At 68.9% G+C, this 15,458-nt stretch carries 16 protein-coding genes; 8 read left to right on the plus strand and 8 right to left on the minus strand.

The window, feature by feature from the left end:
- Positions 1 to 3 precede the first annotated feature (3 nt).
- The 3 genes from CFN17_RS16810 (at position 4) to CFN17_RS16820 (ending at position 4,016) form a co-directional block, all read left to right on the plus strand.
- A complete protein-coding gene (locus CFN17_RS16810; protein ID WP_208748863.1) occupies positions 4 to 1,440 on the plus strand; it encodes an AMP-binding protein in 1,437 nt (478 codons plus the stop codon).
- The gene (locus CFN17_RS16815; RefSeq protein WP_261792246.1) at positions 1,433 to 2,662 is read left to right on the plus strand and encodes a thiolase family protein; all 1,230 of its coding nucleotides are present in this window, start codon (positions 1,433 to 1,435) and stop codon (positions 2,660 to 2,662) included. Before CFN17_RS16810 ends, CFN17_RS16815 begins: the two co-directional genes overlap by 8 nt.
- A gap of 583 nt (positions 2,663 to 3,245) precedes the next feature.
- Entirely contained in the window at positions 3,246 to 4,016 is a 771-nt protein-coding gene (locus CFN17_RS16820; RefSeq protein ID WP_208748864.1) for a hypothetical protein, read from the plus strand.
- Positions 4,017 to 4,037: 21 nt separating this feature from the next.
- Here CFN17_RS16820 and CFN17_RS16825 read toward each other — a convergent pair whose 3' ends face one another.
- From CFN17_RS16825 to CFN17_RS16835, 3 genes are read right to left on the minus strand one after another with little or no spacing between them, the layout of a single operon-like run.
- Positions 4,038 to 4,682, minus strand: coding sequence for an energy-coupling factor transporter transmembrane protein EcfT (locus CFN17_RS16825; protein ID WP_208748865.1), 645 nt, complete (start codon positions 4,680 to 4,682; stop codon positions 4,038 to 4,040).
- Positions 4,679 to 5,473, minus strand: a complete 795-nt coding sequence (locus CFN17_RS16830; protein WP_208748866.1) for an energy-coupling factor ABC transporter ATP-binding protein — start codon at positions 5,471 to 5,473, stop codon at positions 4,679 to 4,681. Before CFN17_RS16830 ends, CFN17_RS16825 begins: the two co-directional genes overlap by 4 nt.
- Complete coding sequence (locus CFN17_RS16835; RefSeq protein WP_208748867.1) at positions 5,470 to 6,111, minus strand: biotin transporter BioY; 642 nt, start codon at positions 6,109 to 6,111, stop codon at positions 5,470 to 5,472. Before CFN17_RS16835 ends, CFN17_RS16830 begins: the two co-directional genes overlap by 4 nt.
- Before the next feature lie 152 nt (positions 6,112 to 6,263).
- On the opposite strand from CFN17_RS16835, the gene CFN17_RS16840 reads away from it, so the two are divergent.
- Positions 6,264 to 7,124, plus strand: a complete 861-nt coding sequence (locus CFN17_RS16840) for an aminoglycoside phosphotransferase family protein (RefSeq protein WP_208748868.1) — start codon at positions 6,264 to 6,266, stop codon at positions 7,122 to 7,124.
- A gap of 193 nt (positions 7,125 to 7,317) precedes the next feature.
- Positions 7,318 to 8,916 (plus strand): ABC-F family ATP-binding cassette domain-containing protein, encoded by a 1,599-nt coding sequence (locus tag CFN17_RS16845; RefSeq protein WP_208748869.1) that lies wholly within the window; start codon positions 7,318 to 7,320, stop codon positions 8,914 to 8,916.
- A gap of 18 nt (positions 8,917 to 8,934) precedes the next feature.
- Here CFN17_RS16845 and CFN17_RS16850 read toward each other — a convergent pair whose 3' ends face one another.
- The 4 genes from CFN17_RS16850 to CFN17_RS16865 are packed head-to-tail and all read right to left on the minus strand — an operon-like array spanning position 8,935 to position 11,014.
- Positions 8,935 to 9,411 carry a YbaK/EbsC family protein gene (locus CFN17_RS16850; protein ID WP_208748870.1) on the minus strand — a complete coding sequence of 159 codons (477 nt, stop codon included), beginning with the start codon at positions 9,409 to 9,411 and terminating at the stop codon, positions 8,935 to 8,937.
- Positions 9,412 to 9,413: 2 nt separating this feature from the next.
- Positions 9,414 to 10,292, minus strand: coding sequence for an SURF1 family protein (locus tag CFN17_RS16855; protein WP_208748871.1), 879 nt, complete (start codon positions 10,290 to 10,292; stop codon positions 9,414 to 9,416).
- Complete coding sequence (locus CFN17_RS16860) at positions 10,293 to 10,565, minus strand: hypothetical protein (RefSeq protein WP_208748872.1); 273 nt, start codon at positions 10,563 to 10,565, stop codon at positions 10,293 to 10,295.
- A complete protein-coding gene (locus CFN17_RS16865) occupies positions 10,562 to 11,014 on the minus strand; it encodes a DUF3099 domain-containing protein (protein WP_208748873.1) in 453 nt (150 codons plus the stop codon). Before CFN17_RS16865 ends, CFN17_RS16860 begins: the two co-directional genes overlap by 4 nt.
- Positions 11,015 to 11,163: 149 nt before the next feature.
- Between CFN17_RS16865 and fabG the strand changes: the two genes are divergently transcribed.
- The 3 genes from fabG to CFN17_RS16880 all read left to right on the plus strand — a co-directional run bounded on the left by fabG (position 11,164) and on the right by CFN17_RS16880 (position 14,323).
- Positions 11,164 to 11,889: a 3-oxoacyl-ACP reductase FabG gene (fabG, locus tag CFN17_RS16870; protein ID WP_208748874.1), complete on the plus strand. Its 726-nt coding sequence runs from the start codon at positions 11,164 to 11,166 to the stop codon at positions 11,887 to 11,889.
- A gap of 210 nt (positions 11,890 to 12,099) precedes the next feature.
- Entirely contained in the window at positions 12,100 to 12,519 is a 420-nt protein-coding gene (locus CFN17_RS16875) for an Hsp20/alpha crystallin family protein (RefSeq protein ID WP_208748875.1), read from the plus strand.
- Positions 12,520 to 13,558: 1,039 nt separating this feature from the next.
- Positions 13,559 to 14,323 (plus strand): SDR family oxidoreductase, encoded by a 765-nt coding sequence (locus tag CFN17_RS16880; RefSeq protein ID WP_208748876.1) that lies wholly within the window; start codon positions 13,559 to 13,561, stop codon positions 14,321 to 14,323.
- 106 nt (positions 14,324 to 14,429) lie between these two features.
- Here CFN17_RS16880 and serB read toward each other — a convergent pair whose 3' ends face one another.
- Positions 14,430 to 15,344, minus strand: a complete 915-nt coding sequence (gene serB / locus CFN17_RS16885; protein ID WP_208748877.1) for a phosphoserine phosphatase SerB — start codon at positions 15,342 to 15,344, stop codon at positions 14,430 to 14,432.
- Positions 15,345 to 15,458 lie beyond the last annotated feature (114 nt).

Below are 15,458 nucleotides of genomic sequence, written 5' to 3' on the forward strand. Positions count from 1 at the left end.
CCGATGCCTTTCCTCGACAGACTCCAGCGCTGGGCCGCTGACCGTCCCGACGACACCGCCGTCGTCGTCGCCGGAACGCACCTCAGCTGGTCCGGCCTCCGCGACAGGGCGGCGGCCCTGGTTCCGGCGGCGCCGGCCGTCACGGTCCTGTCTGAGCAGAATTCGACCGGGTTCGCCGTTGCGTTCGCGGCGGCGGTCGCCGGGGAGCGCCAGTGCGCGGTGCTGGACCCCGCCTGGCCGCGGCAGCTGCAGGACGCCATCACCGCCCGGATCGCCGGTACCGCACCGGCCGGGCCCGGGCCGGTGGACTCACAAGCGGACGGCCTGGTCGACGGCCTTGTCGATGGACTGGTTGATGGACCGCGGGGTACCTCGTTCCTGATCGGCCTGACCTCCGGGACCACATCGGTTCCCAAGGCATTCACGCGGTCGCGGCGGTCCTGGCAGGAATCGTTCGACGCGTCCATCGAATTCTTCGGCCTGACCCGGGAAGACAAGACCCTCGCCCCCGGCCCCCTGGCCGCGAGCCTGAACCTCTACGCCCTGGCCGAATGCCTGTACGCCGGCGCGGAGTTCCACACGCTTGCGCAGTTCGACGTCGGCGCGGCCCATGCGGCCGTGGTCCATGACGGGATCACCCGGCTGGTCCTGGTGCCCACCATGCTGCGGCTGCTCAGCGAGCGCGGCCTGGCCGGCGGAGTGGACGCCTCCGGCATCCGCAGCATTATCTGCGCCGGGTCCAAGCTGGACGCCCGGACGCTGGAGGCGGCCCGCCGGTGGGCGCCCAACGCCACCATCTTTGAGTACTACGGTGCCTCTGAGCTCAGCTTCGTCTCGGGCGCCGGGCTGCGGCCGGGGGAGCCCGTTGCCCCCGGCGGGACCGGCATCGGGAAGCCGTTTCCCGGCGTCGACATCCGCATCCTGGACGACGCCGGCGCCGAACTCCCGGAGGGCCGCGACGGCAACATCTGCGTTCGGAGCCGGATGGTCAGCAACGGTTACCTCTGGGGCGACGACGGCCAGGCCCTGCGGTGCTTCGACGACTGGTACACCGTGGGGGACCAGGGGTACGTCGCCGGCGGGGTCCTGCATATGCTCGGCCGCCGCTCGGACATGATCGTCACCGCCGGCACCAACGTGTACCCGCACGAAGTCGAAATGGCACTCGCGTCCGTCCCGGGGGTTGCCGCTGCCGTGGCTGCCGGAATGGCCGATGACCTGCGCGGCCAGCGCGTGGTGGCCGGCGTGGTCCCCTCGCACGGCGCGGTCACGGCCACGCAACTGAAAGCCGGGATCGAGGACATGCTGGCACGCAACAAACGCCCCCTCGAGTACTTCGCTCTCACTGAGCTGCCCCTGACGGACCGGGGCAAGATCAGCCGGCAGCTGCTGCTCGACTGGGTGGATCGCGGCGACGCCAGGATCCGGCGCCTTGGCTGAGGCCCACGCTCAGGCCGGACCGGCGTTCCCGGGACTGCTGCCCGACGACAGGCAGCCGGTGATCATTGCCGCCCGGCGGACCCCTCTGTGCCGCGCCAACGGCGCCCTGAAGGCACTGCGCGCCCACGAACTCCTGGCTCCGGTGCTCCGCAGCCTGCTCACCGGTCCCGGCCGGCACCCGGGCCCGGGCCTTGCGCCGGAGTCCGTGACCGACGTCGTCATCGGCAACGCCGTGGGCGGCGGCGGAAACGTTGCCCGGCTCGCCGCACTGGAGGCCGGGCTTCCGGTCACGGTTCCCGGTGTCACCGTGGACCGGCAGTGCGGTTCCGGGCTGGACGCAATCGTGCTGGCCTCCCGACTCGTCGCCGCGGGCGGCCAGGGCCTCTACCTTGCCGGCGGCGTCGAGAGCATCAGCACCGCCCCGCTCCGTGCCCACCGGAACGCGGACGGCAGCCCGGACTTCTACAACCGTGCGCAGTTCGCCCCGCTCAGCCACGGCGATCCCGACATGGGGGTGGCGGCCGAGACCGTCGCCGCCCGCTGCGGGATCAGCCGGGAACGCCAGGACGCCTTCGCGCTCCGCAGCCACCGGCGGGCAGTCGACGCCGCCGCTGCCGGCCGGTTCGACGCCGAGCTGGTGCCGCTCGCTTCCCCCTCCGGGATGGTGGCGGCGGACGACGGTCCGCGGCCGAGCCTCGGCGCAGCACTCATGGCCCGGTTCCCGCCCGTTTTCGCGGCGGGCGGCACGGTCACGGCCGGCAACTCGTGCGCCGACGCGGACGGCGCGGCCGCCGTCACCATCACCTCGGTGCAGCGGGCCCGGCAGCTGGGGGCGCGCGACGGGCTGCTGGTCCTCGGGACGGACACCGCCGGGGTGGATCCGAACCTGCTGGGCATCGGTGCGGCCGCGGCGGCCGAACGGCTGCTCGCAGCGCACGGGCTGGCCCCGGCGGACGTGGGCCTGGTGGAATTCAACGAGGCGTTCGCCGGGCAAACCCTGGCGTGCTTCGACCGCCTGGGCATCGATCCGGACCGGGCAAACCTCGACGGCGGCGCCCTGGCGTTGGGCCACGCCTACGGAGCATCGGGTGCAGTGCTCGTGACCCGGCTCCTGGCCCAGGCGCGCAGGAGCCCCGAGCCGGGCCGGCTCGCCCTGGCGATGATCAGCATCGCCGGCGGCATGGGCACCGCCGCGTTACTCGGGTACACGGGCCTCGCCTGACGCCTGCCCCATCCCCCCGGGGGACATGCTCATTCTTCGCCGCACCCGGTGGACATACTGGGCCTATGTCCAGTGGCCGCGGCCAAGAGAGGACATGCCCCCTGCTCGCGGCGGAACATGCTCAGTCCTGGAGCCCGGGCCGGGACATGCTCAGGTCAAGTCAGGGCCGGCCCATGCCCGGTTCCAGAACCCGGAACGGGACATGCTCAGGTCAACACGGGGCCGGGCCAGCCCAGATCCAGGATCGGGCATGCCCAGTCGTGGGAGCCAGGGCTGGACATAGTGGTTGCATGTCCGCTGGTTGGGGGTAGGGGAGGGCATGTCCAGTGGGGTGCGGCTGAATATTTTGGCTGTACGGCATTCCTCAACGGGACATGCGCATCGTTGGCTGCGAGGCGTGGACATTTCGGGCGTATGTCCAATGGCCACGGGTACGGGAGGGCATGTCCGGCGGTGGAGGCCGGGCATTCCGGCGAGCCTGTGGACGGACCGGTCGAACTGGACGCATAGTTGACGCACGAACGGGCCCCTGATCAGCCTCTTCGTTGGGCTCAACAGGCTCGCACTTCAATTGGGGGATAACTTGAAAACACGCACCACCCGGCTCCTGGCCGCCACGACTCTGACGGGCATTCTGCTCGCCGCGGCGGCCTGTGCCGATCCGCAGGCCGCCACGCAGGCCGCGACGACAGTCGCAACCGTGGAAACCTTGCCAACTGCAACGAGCACAGCGACAGTCACTGCAAGGGCAACCGGCACACCGGAACCGTCTGCGGCTGAAACGACGACGGCGGCACCGGACTCAGGGACCCGCCAGACCGCACCGATGGAGACCTACGCCTTCCCGGACGGCCACATTTCCTTCGACTACTTCGCCGGCTGGACTGTCACGGTTGAGCCCGGCCCGGTGAACAACGCCGACGAACAGAAGATCTCGTTCGCAGCGATCATCAAGGACGAGTCCGGAGCGGTCCTGGCGCGGGTGTACAGCGGCAAGTACGGTGACGGCGCTGCTGGGCCAGCCACGCGGACCGTCCTGGATCACAGCCCGGTGTCAGGGATCACCACCAAATCCGGCGAGACCGCGCAGTTCGGCTTCGCCGTCGACGAGATCGTGGGCGGCGGCTACAGCTACATCATGGACGTCCGGAACCCGCACGAGTTCCTGGCGCCTGACGGCAGTTCCGGGTCCAACCAGATCGAGCTGCCCGACCGGATCATGAACGCCTACGTCGTCCTGACCGACACGCCGCCCACGCCGGCGTTCCCTTCGCCGGCCGCCGCGAAAACCTGGATGGAAACCGGCCGGTACGCCCAGCTGAAGACGATGCTCCTCAGCCTCAGGTACGCCTGAGCCCGACGCGCCAGCGGGACCCTATCGGTCTTCCGGCGAGAACCCGTCCTCCGGCTCGCCCAGCCCGCGGGCGGCCAAGGCCTCACCGGTCTGCCGGGCGAAAGCAACCGTGGTGATAAACACCGGCAGCACCAAGGCCCGGGGATTACGGTCGAGGCCGCGGGCCCGGGCGGAGTCACGCACATTGACATAGGCCTCCGCAACGAACGGGATGCTGCGGAGCATGATGGCAATGGTCAGGGCGAACCGTTCCGGGTCCGCACCGAACCGCCGGAACGGCCGCGCAAGGGCGGCGACGCCGTCCAGCAGCGCCTGCACCGGTGTGGTGGCGGTCAGGATCGACGCCGCCACCACGCAGATCAGGACGTTCAGCACAATCCGCGCGGCCGTGGGCGCCCCCAGCTGCCACCACTGGAAGACACCAATGGCCAGCAGCACCGGCAGCACCGGCCGCACGGCACGGAACAGCCGGACCGGCCCCGCCCCGCTGAGCAGGAACACCCCGCACAGCAGCGCCAGTACCGCGGCAGCGACTGCCCAGTCGGCGATCAGGAAGGACGCCATCCCGCACCCGAGGACCAGCAGGAACTTCAGCCACAGCGGGGTCCGGTGCAGCAACGACGCGCCCGGCACGTAGGCGGCCAGGAGAAACCCGTGGCCGCTCACGGACGCTCCGGCGCGGCGCCGGTTCCGTCGCCGCCGGGAACCCTGCTGCCGGGGATCCCGACGGCGGACGGCGCACCGGGGGCGGGCAGGCCCGCTGCGCTGAGCGCACGGTAATGCGCGACGGCGGCTTCCGGTCCGCCGTCGAACACCACACGGCCGGAGTCCACCACCAGGACGCGGTCCATGTCCCGGGCAAGCTCGAGGTCGTGGGTGGACAGGACGACCTGCTGCTGCAGCCCGGCGAGGGTACGCCGCAGGAGTTCCCGGTTGCGCAGGTCCAGCAGCGTCGACGGCTCGTCCAGGACCAGAACGTCCGGGTTGACGGCCAGGACGGCGGCGAGCGCCAGGAGCTGGCGTTCACCGCCGGACAGTTCGTAGATGCTCTGGTCCGCGAGCGGCAACAGCCCGAACCGGTCCAGGACCGCTTCGGCCCGGGCCCGGCGTTCGGCGCCGTTGCGGACCGAGCGGCGCAGGGACAGCTCCACGTCCTCGCGCCCGGTGGGCATCACGAGCTGGGACAGCGGGTCCGTGAAGACGAAGCCGACCCGGCGCCGGACCTCCCGCACGGCACGGACGGTATCGGCGCCGTCGACGTGGACCGTGCCGTCGGTGGGTGCCACAAGCCCGTTCAGGAGCCGCAGCAGGGTGGACTTGCCCGAGCCGTTGGAGCCGATGATGCCGATCCGCCGTTCCGTGAGGTTCAGCGAGAGCTCCCGGAGCAGGGTTTTGGGTGCGGGGCGGCCGTCAACCGCCACCCGCACCGCAACCGCGTCCAGGACGATGCTGCTCACGGGCGGGCGTCCGCCGTCCGGGTGCGGCGGAGCAGCAGGTCCGGGAAGGCCTTGTGCAGGGCCAGGGCGATGCTGACGGCCAGGATGTTCTTGATGATGTCGCCGGGGTAGAACACGAGGTCGGCCAGGAATGCCTTGGAGAAGTCCAGCTTGGCGTTGACCATCATGCCCAGGATGCCCAGGCCGTGGATGAAGACGATGCTGCTGGCCATGGCGGCGGCAAACAGGAGCCCTGCGCGCAGCTTGCCCGAGCGGGTGCGGGCGAGAACGACGACGGTCAGCCAGCCTACCGCCGTGGCGGCCAGCAGGAACCCGATGATGTAGCCGGCGGACGGGCCGGCGAGGACGCCCAGGCCGCTGCGCCCGCCGCTGAAGATCGGCAGGCCGGCCAAGCCCAGGAGCAGGTACAGCCCGAGGGCGGCGAAGGCCCGCCCCGGTCCCAGGGCCAGCCCCGTGAGCATGACGGCCAGGGTCTGCAGGGTAATCGGGACGCCAAGGCCGCCGACGGGAATGGCGGCGATCAGCGCCGAGCCGGCCACCAGGGCGGCGAAGACCGCGATGAGGCCGAGGTCGGTGGCGTTCCAGCGGTTTCGGCGGTGCGGGGTCCTGGCGCTGGCAGGACGTTCGGTCTGCGTCATGATGTTCCTGTCGAAAGTGCGGAGAAGAGCGAATGCTTAATTTCGACTGTACGGTCGCGACAGCCCGGGTTTTTTGTAGGTGCCCCACTAAGCGGCGGCACCGTTGCTGGAGACCGCCGCCAATGGGTGCAGCGTCTGAGAGACTGACGCTCGTGAATACCCTTGATCCTGAAACGTCCCCCGCCTGGCCGGCCGTCATAAGGGCTTGGCCGCATTTGCCGTGGGACCGGGCGGCGTTCGGACACGGGGCCTTTCACAATGTAGCGGTTCTCGGGACATCCGCCGTCGTACGGTTCTCACGCGGCGCCGGTCACGTTGCCCGGGCGAAGGGCGAGTATCAGAACCTGAAGGCATTGGAGGGTGCGGCGCTTCCCGTCCGCATCCCCGTAGCGTTATCCCGGCCGGTTTCGGGGCCGTCCTGGTCCGCGCAGGCCAACAGCTTCGTCCCGGGCGAACACCGCACCGGCCTCTGCTGGGAGGAAATCCGAGAGCCGTTGGATCTGCTCCTGAACGGTTTTCGGGCGGCCGCCGCGTCTGCCGGTGAACTCCGGCCGGTGAGGCAATGGTGCGGCGGGCAGCAATGGCCGGCCGTCGTCGACCGGATCATTCAGCCGTTGGACAGGGCCACCAGAACGGCCGCCGGCAGGGTCGTCGCGAACGTGCTGGAAGCAGAGGCAGGCGTTGAGACAGCACTGGTCCACGGTGACTTTGGCCCGCACAACATCCTGTGGAGGGGAGATCAGCTTTCCGGGGTGATAGACCTCGACAACGCCTGCATCGGCGATCCGGCACTCGACCTCGCGCCCCTGATCGGTTCATTCGGCTCTGCCCGTGTCGCAGACATAGCCAACAGGGACTTGCGCTCCCGGGCGCGAACTCATCGCGCCTCGCTGCCCCTTCAGGTTGCCGCCGCTGCGGAGCTGGTCAGCGACACCAAACTCAGGGACTTCGCTCTTGGGAACTTTCAGGAACGCTTCGAGGCAGGAACACTGCAAGATCCTTATCTGACATGACGCATCAGACAGCTGCCCGACCGGTCGGGAAGACTGCGGAGGAGCGAGGAAGCCGTCAGTGAGTGATGGCCAGCCCGCATGGCAGGGTGCCGGTAGACTGATAAAGGCGTGTTCTCGCACCGCCCTGCCCCGGCCCCGCCAGACTTCACCTGTTGTGCCGTGTCATTCCCTGCTGTGAAAGGCCTTAGCTGCATTGATTACCGTCCAGGATCTCGAACTGCGCGCCGGCGCCCGCCTCCTCATGGACCAGGTGAGCTTCCGGATCGACAAGGGAGACAAGATCGGCCTGGTCGGCCGGAACGGTGCAGGCAAGACCACGCTGACCCGGGTGCTCGCCGGAGAAGGCCTGCCCGCCGCCGGCAAGGTGACCCGCAGCGGTGAGATCGGCTACCTGCCGCAGGACCCGCGCACCCCGGACATGGAGCAGCTGGCGCGCGACCGCATCCTGTCGGTCCGCGGCCTGGACATCGCCGTCGGCAAGCTCCGCGCGGCGCACGAGGAAATGGCCAGTGAGGACCCCGCCGTCCAGAAGAAGGCGATGGCCCGCTATGACCGGCTCGAATCCGAGTTCCTCGCCGCCGGCGGTTACGCGGCCGAGGCCGAGGCAGCCGCGATCTGCTCCAACCTCGCCCTGCCGGACCGCCTGCTCAACCAGCCGCTGAAGACGCTCTCCGGCGGCCAGCGGCGCCGTGTGGAACTGGCGCGGATCCTCTACTCGGACGCCGAGACCATGCTCCTCGATGAGCCCACCAACCACCTCGACGCCGATTCCATCGCGTGGCTCCGCGAGTTCCTCAAGAACCACCAGGGCGGCCTGATCGTGATCAGCCACGACACCGAACTGCTTGAGGCGACCGTCAACAAGGTCTTCCTGCTGGACGCCAACCGCGCGCAGATCGACATCTACAACATGAACTGGAAGCGGTACCTGGTCCAGCGCGAAACCGACGAGCGGGCCCGCAAGCGGGAGCGTGCCAACGCCGAAAAGAAAGCCCAGGTCCTGATGGACCAGGCGAACAAGATGCGGGCCAAGGCCACCAAGGCCGTGGCCGCGCAGAACATGTCCAAGCGCGCCGAGCGGCTCCTCGGCGGCCTCGAGGCGGTCCGTGAAAACGACCGCGTGGCCGCCCTGCGCTTCCCGGACCCGTCACCATGCGGCAAGACCCCGCTGACGGCGGACGGCCTGAGCAAGTCCTACGGCTCGCTGGAAATCTTCACCGACGTCGACCTCGCGATCGACCGGGGCTCCAAGGTGGTGATCCTGGGCCTCAACGGCGCCGGCAAGACTACACTGCTGCGCATGCTCGCCGGCGTCGACAAGCCGGACACGGGCGAGGTCGTCCCCGGTCACGGCCTGAAGGTCGGCTACTACGCCCAGGAGCACGAAACGCTCGACGTCGACCGCACGGTCCTGCAGAACATGCGCTCGGCCGCGCCGGACATGAACGACTCCGAGGTCCGCGGCATCCTGGGCTCGTTCCTGTTCTCCGGCGACGACGTCGACAAGCCCGCCGGGGTCCTCTCGGGCGGCGAAAAGACCCGCCTGGCCCTGGCCACCATCGTGGCGTCAAGCGCGAATGTGCTGCTCCTGGACGAGCCCACCAACAACCTCGACCCGGCCAGCCGCGCCGAAATCCTGGGCGCCCTGCGCAACTACACCGGCGCCGTCGTGCTGGTCAGCCACGACGAGGGCGCCGTCGAGGCGCTCAACCCCGAACGCGTCGTGCTGCTGCCCGACGGCGTGGAAGACCACTGGAACGAAGACTACCTGGACCTCATCACGCTGGCGTAGGCCTCACCGGCCCGGCGTTTACCGGACGGGCATCTCCACGGCGGCCGTGATGCGCCGCAGTTCCGCATAGCTGATGGAGAACATCGAGTTGTGGTCCCCGGCCCCGGCCCATAGGACGGGGTGGGCCGCCAGCGACTCGTCCAGCAGGGTGTGGAGTTTCTCCGGGTGCCCCACGGGTGCCACCCCGCCGACTTCCTGTCCGGTGTATGCCAGCACGAATTCGGGGGAGGCCCGGCGGATTTTTCCGGTCCCCAGCTGCGCGGCGACCTTCCCGACGTCGACCCGGGAGGCGCCGCTGGCCAGGATCAGCAGCGGCGCGCCGTCGAGGTCGAAGACCAGGCTGTTGGTGATCGCCGCGACGTCGCAGCCCAGGGCGGCGGCCGCCGCAGCCGCCGTCGGGACTTTCGCGTCGAACACTGTGATGGTGTCTGCGGCACCCAGCGACGTCAGCGCCTGCCTGACCCGGGCGACCGGCCCGGGAACGGGGGCGGCCACGCTCAGAACCCCTGCGCGTCCAGGATGGCGTCTTCCTCTTCCTCCGCCGTCGGGTTCTTCCGCTTCCGCGGAACCGGACGACGCCGGACGGCCGGGCCGCTGGAATGCAGGAACCCGCCGTCGGCTGCTTCCGCCTCGGCGTCTTCCGCGTCAATCGCGGCGTTGCGGGCCTGCTGCCGGGCAGCGTAGCCGAACCCGACGAACATCAGCACGCCGAACGCGAACCACTGCAGGGAGTAGGAGAGGTGGGTGCCTTCATCGGTGGACGGCTTGGGGAACGGGAACGGCATCTCCTGCACGGCCGGCGACTCTGAGGCGAGCTGGCCGTAGGCGCCGGTGAGCAGCGGGTAGCCCAGCTGGGTGGCGTAGTCGGCGAGGTCGATCGAAGCCAGCTGCCCGTCCGGGGCGCCGCGCTGAAGCGCCGGCTCGGCGGGCTTGAGGCGGGCCACCACCGTCACAGGGCCCTGGGGCGGGGCCGGGACGGAGTCGGGCCGGCCGGGGGTGTTGTTGCCGATCGGCAGCCAGCCGCGGTCAACCACCACGGTCTGGCCGGAATCGAGCTTGAACGGGACCACTACTTCGTAGCCGGGCTGGCCGTTGAGCGGCCGGTTCCGGACAATCCGCTGGCCGGCAGCGTCATAGCTGCCCTTAAGTTCCACCTGGGTCCACTCGCGTTCCGGGTCCAACCGGCTGAACTGGTCCCGGACCGCGGCGAAGGGCACTGGTGTGGCGGAATAGTTGGAGACGACCCGGTTGATTTCGGCCAGCGTTTCGGCGCGACGGTCCATCTGCCACCGGCCCAGGCCCACGCACGCGGCCGCGAAGATCGCGGCCAGCAACAGGTACCCCAGCCACTTGCTGGAGAAGAGGAAGCGGTACATTCAGCCTGCCCTGCCTGACGGGTCCAGCGGCGCCGTGTCCGCGGCGAGGGCCAGGGTCTCTTTCCACAGTCCGCGGGTCTGCAGGTAGTCCTCAAGCCAGGCGCGGTGCTCGCCGCAGGCCAGCCAGATCTTGCGCCGCTCCGGGGTGTGGATCTTGGGGTTGTTCCACAGCAGTTGCCAGTTTGCCGCGGCGCGGCAGGCTTTCCGCGAGCAGACGGCGCCGGGGGCCGCGGCAGGAGTGCCGCCGTTCGCGGCCAGGTCAAAGAGGTTCATGAAGCTGCCCGTCCGGGGGTGTCGTCGTCGTTCTCGTCATCGATCAGTTCGCCCTGCAGCAGCGTCACCGCGGCGTCATCCGCAGCAGGCGGGGACGGCTGGCCGGGACCGGAGGATGCCGGGGCGTCCAGTTCTGTCAGCGGCACATAGTCCAGGAGGGAGTCACTGTGGATTTCCGCTTTGTCGCTGCCGTTGGCGATCACCACGGCAATCCAGGGCAGGAAGACCGCCCCGAGCACCGGGACGAGCTTGAACCAGCCGTCCACGACAAAAATGAGGACCAGGCAGACCATGCGGATCCCCATGGCGACGGCGTACTTGATCATCCGCTGGCGCATCTCGTCCGAATGCGCGGCAGCGGCGTCCGTGATGCTGTGCACCTCGGTGCCGCCGGACTCGGCGTCCGGCCTCCCGGGCACAGATGCACCGGGTCGGTTTTTGAGTGTCACGGCTGTCAGATCACGCTCCCAAGGCTTACTTCGATTCTCTCACCATCGGCGTAGCCGCCCAAACGGACGCGAACCGGACGCTAAGATCGGAGGCAGGAAAAATCCCGCCCCCAGCGCGGCCGTCCGTGCCGCAGAATCCCGGAGCCCCCATGTCTGAAACCACCACCACCGGCCGCAGCGTTTTGATTACCGGCGGAAACCGGGGGATCGGCCTGGCCATCGCTGAGTCGTTCCTGGCCAACGGCGACAAAGTGGCCGTCACGTTCCGCAGCGAATCGAAGCTGCCCGAGGGCATCCTCGGCGTCAAGGCGGACGTCACGGACGAGGCATCGGTCGACGCCGCATTCGCCGCAGTCGAAGCCGCCCACGGCCCCGTTGAAGTGCTCGTCGCCAACGCCGGCATCACGAAGGACACGCTCCTGCTTCGCATGAGTGAAGACGATTTCACGTCAGTGATCGACACCAACCTGACGGGCGCATTCCGTGTCATCAAGCGTGCGTCCAAGGGCATGATCCGGGCGCGCAAGGGCCGCGTGGTCCTGATCTCCTCCGTGTCCGGCCTGTACGGCGCGCCGGGACAGATCAACTACTCGGCTTCCAAGGCCGGCCTCGTGGGCATCGCCCGGTCCCTGACCCGTGAACTCGGTGCCCGCGGCATCACGGCGAACGTCGTGGCGCCCGGCTTCATCAACACGGACATGACTGCCGAGCTGCCCGAGGCAACGCAGAAGGACTACCTGACCAAGGTGCCCGCCGGGCGCTTCGCCGAGGCCTCCGAGGTCGCCAACGTCGTCCGCTGGATCGCCAGCGACGAGGCCGCCTACATTTCCGGGGCGGTCATTCCGGTCGACGGCGGACTGGGCATGGGCCACTAGGCTCTGTTCAGCGGCAGGCGCAGGCAGCGGACGACGGCGGATACCGCCGTCGTCCGCTGTTGTTTCTGCCCCCTGGCGGACGCCCGAAAGGTGGCCCCGGGGTCCTCCGCGCCGGGCCTTTCTGCCCTTGGCAGTGCAGACCGGCAAGCGTGTAATGGGCTCACAGCCCCTGACCATGCCGCGGCAGGGGCGTGGACGCAGGAGGAAATCATGAGTGACCTGAGCAAGTGGACGCCCTCGGACATGCTGGAACCGGTCCGCCGTTTCCTTGACGGGGATCTGTCGATAACGCCTGGCATCAAGATCGAACAGTTCCAGGAGGGCAACACCCTGGTGGTCCGGGCCGAGGTGCCCGGCATCGATCCGGACAAAGACGTCGACGTCTCGGTCAGCGAGGGCATGCTGCACATCTCCGTGATGCGGGAGGAAAAGTCCGAGCACAAGAGTAAGACCGGCTACCGTTCGGAGTTCCGCTACGGTTCGTCCGTCCGCAGTATCGCCCTGCCGGCCGGGGCGAGGGAAGAAGACATCACCGCGACGTACAAGGACGGCGTCCTGGAGGTCCGGGCGCCGGCTCCGGAGACGGTCCCCGAGGAAACCGCGAAGAAGATCCGGATCGACCGCAGCTGATACGGGGCCGGCGGAGCCAGCCGGTGACTTCGGCGTCGAGGTCGTTTTCCGAGCGCCGTTCCAGGTGGTGCAGCCGTACTCCGGGCGACGGGTGGGCCACCGCTTTGAACCTAGGCGAATCGATGCGAGTGTGCAGGGCGATGGAGAGCACGGCCGGTACGGCGGAGCGGACGTACCGGCCCGGCCACCAGACATAAGCGAAGCCATGGACGCCGAGGAATGCCACTTGGCTCTTGGTCACGCGAACGGCCGGTGGGACGGGCGCCGCCGGCAGATCCTCCACAGCCCTGCACAGCGCCAGCCCCTGGGGTGAACCGCTGAACACCTCCTCGGGCGTGGACTCCGTACCCCGGGCTCCCATGGCAGCGAGCCTGCCCCGCCGCGGGTCGCCGCAGTAGGCCCGGCACCGCCCGCAAACGTGGCCCCCTGGGACATGCTCATTCTTTGCCCCGGGCGCCGGACATGCCCCACCTCCCGTCAGGACATGCTCATTCTTTGCCCCGGGCACCGGACATGCCCCACCTCCCGTCAGGACATGCTCATTCTTTGCCGCGGGCACCGGACATGCCCCACCTCCCGTCAGGACATGCTCATTCTTTGCCCCGAGCAAAGGACATATGGGGCATATGCCCATTCCTTGGGTGCTGGACTGAGCATGTCCCGCGGTGTGGACCCGGTCAGCAGCGCGCCCGCGGCTGAAGATCTGAAGGCAACGGAGTGAATCCTGCCGGGCGGACGGGGCCAAGGGACATGCTCATTCTTTGCCGCGGGCAAAGGACATATGGGGCATATGCCCATTCCTGGGCTGCAGGACTGAGCATGTCCCACGGAGAAGTCAGAGCGCCCGGTGCACGAGCGCCCGGTGCACTAGTGCAAGAGTGCCCCAGTGCCCAGCCCGCCCGGCGCACCCCGGGAGCCTGCCCGGGAACTACGCCGCCGGGGCTTCTTTGTGGAGGCTGAACAACTGAAATGGCGGAATCCGCTGGCATGATGGATTGCAGACCCACAGTGTTTGGACGTTTGGAACAAAGGAGCTCGTATGGGACTGCTGGAGAACAAGACTGCGATCGTGACCGGTTCGTCGCGCGGAATCGGCGCCGAGGTCGCCAAGTTCCTCGCCGCCGAGGGGGCAGCCGTGGTCGTGAACTACCGCCAGAAGGCGCCCCGCGCCAACAAGGTCGTCGCCGAAATCGAAGCCGGCGGCGGTCGCGCCGCAGCAGTCGGCGCGGACCTCACCACCCAGGAAGGCGTCCAGGCTCTGGCCAGCGCCGCCATGGAGAACTTCGGCTCGCTCGACCTCCTGGTCCTCAATGCCTCCGGCGGCATGGAGACCGGCATGGAAGAGGGCTACGCGTTGAAGCTGAACCGTGACGCACAGGTGAACATGCTCAACGCCGCCGTCCCGCTCATGCCCGAAGGCTCGCGCGTGGTCTTCGTGACCAGCCACCAGGCCCACTTCATCGACACCGTTCCGACCATGCCCGAGTACGAGCCCGTCGCCCGCAGCAAGCGCGCCGGCGAGGACGCGCTGCGGGGTCTCGTCCCGGACCTGGCGGAGAAGGGCATCTCCCTCGTCGTCGTCTCCGGCGACATGATCGAGGGCACCGTCACCGCCACCCTGCTTGACCGTTCCAACCCCGGCGCCATCGAGGCCCGCCGCGCCGAGGCCGGCAAGCTGTACTCGGTCAAGGAGTTCGCCGCCGAGGTCGCGAAGATGGCCACGGCCGACGTCGAGTCCGGCCACACCGAATACGTTGGCGGCGCGGACTACTTCGGGAGGACGGCCGAGCAGAGCCCCAGCTAGCCCGCCCGCAGGGACCTCAAGGCCCGATCGTTAAACGAGTTGGCACTTCACGGCAATGTTCCCCGGGAACACTGCTGCCGTGCAGTGCCAACTCGCGGTTAAGGCCTCAGACGCCCGCGATGTACCGCACGGCGTCAAGATACGGCAGGTTGACAGCGGCATCCGCTGCAGCACGGACGGCCGGCTTCGCGTTGAACGCGATCCCGATGCCGGCGGCACCGAGCATGTCCAGGTCATTGGCGCCGTCGCCCACGGCGATCGTGTGCTCCATGGGGATGCCCTCGGCGGCGGCCCACTCGCGCAGGTACTTCTCCTTCGCGGCGCGGTCGACGACGTCGCCGATCACCTTGCCGGTCAGCGCGCCGTCCACGATTTCAAGTTCATTGGCGATCCAGTAGTGCAGTCCGAGGTCCTCGGCAATCGGCCGGAGGATCTGGTTGAACCCGCCGGACACCACGGCCACGGCATGCCCGGCCGCCTGAAATGCCGCGACAAGCTCGGCCGCGCCGGCTGTAAGCCGCACCTCGGCACGGACCTGCTCGACGACGCCGGCGGGCAGCCCGGCGAGCACCGCCACCCGGGCGTGCAGGCTCTGGGCGAAGTCCAGCTCGCCGCGCATGGCGGCCTCGGTCACGGCCGTGACTTCCTCCTTCTTGCCGGCATAGGCGGCCAGAAGCTCGATCACCTCCTGCTGGATCAGGGTGGAGTCCACATCCATGATCAGGAACTTCCGCGGCGCGTTGCGCAGGGCCGCGGGAACCAGGGCCGTGTCCACGCCCTCAATACCGGAGGCCGCGAGCGCACGGCGGGGAGCGTCCAGCCGGGCCGCCGAGACAACCTCGTCAGGCGCGGCTTCACCCGGCAGCGCACAGTCCGCTGCATACACCTGGAAACGGCCGTCCCCGGCGCGGATCTCGGCGTCGACGCTCAGCCCCGCGGCCGTGAGGAGCGACCGCAGCCGCTGGGTGTCGGGAAGGGACAGATTCAGGCCGTAGCTCACTGCGGTGACGTTCGAACTCATGGCTTCAATCCTAGCGAGCACGCGGTGGACGGCCCGAATTCGTTGCGCACCGGGCACCTCCGCGTGACGCTCCGGAGCAGCCCGCGGCGCCGGTTATCAGTCGTCCGCTTTTAT

The organism is Arthrobacter sp. PM3 (genome assembly GCF_003352915.1).
Taxonomy (GTDB): Bacteria; Actinomycetota; Actinomycetes; order Actinomycetales; family Micrococcaceae; genus Arthrobacter.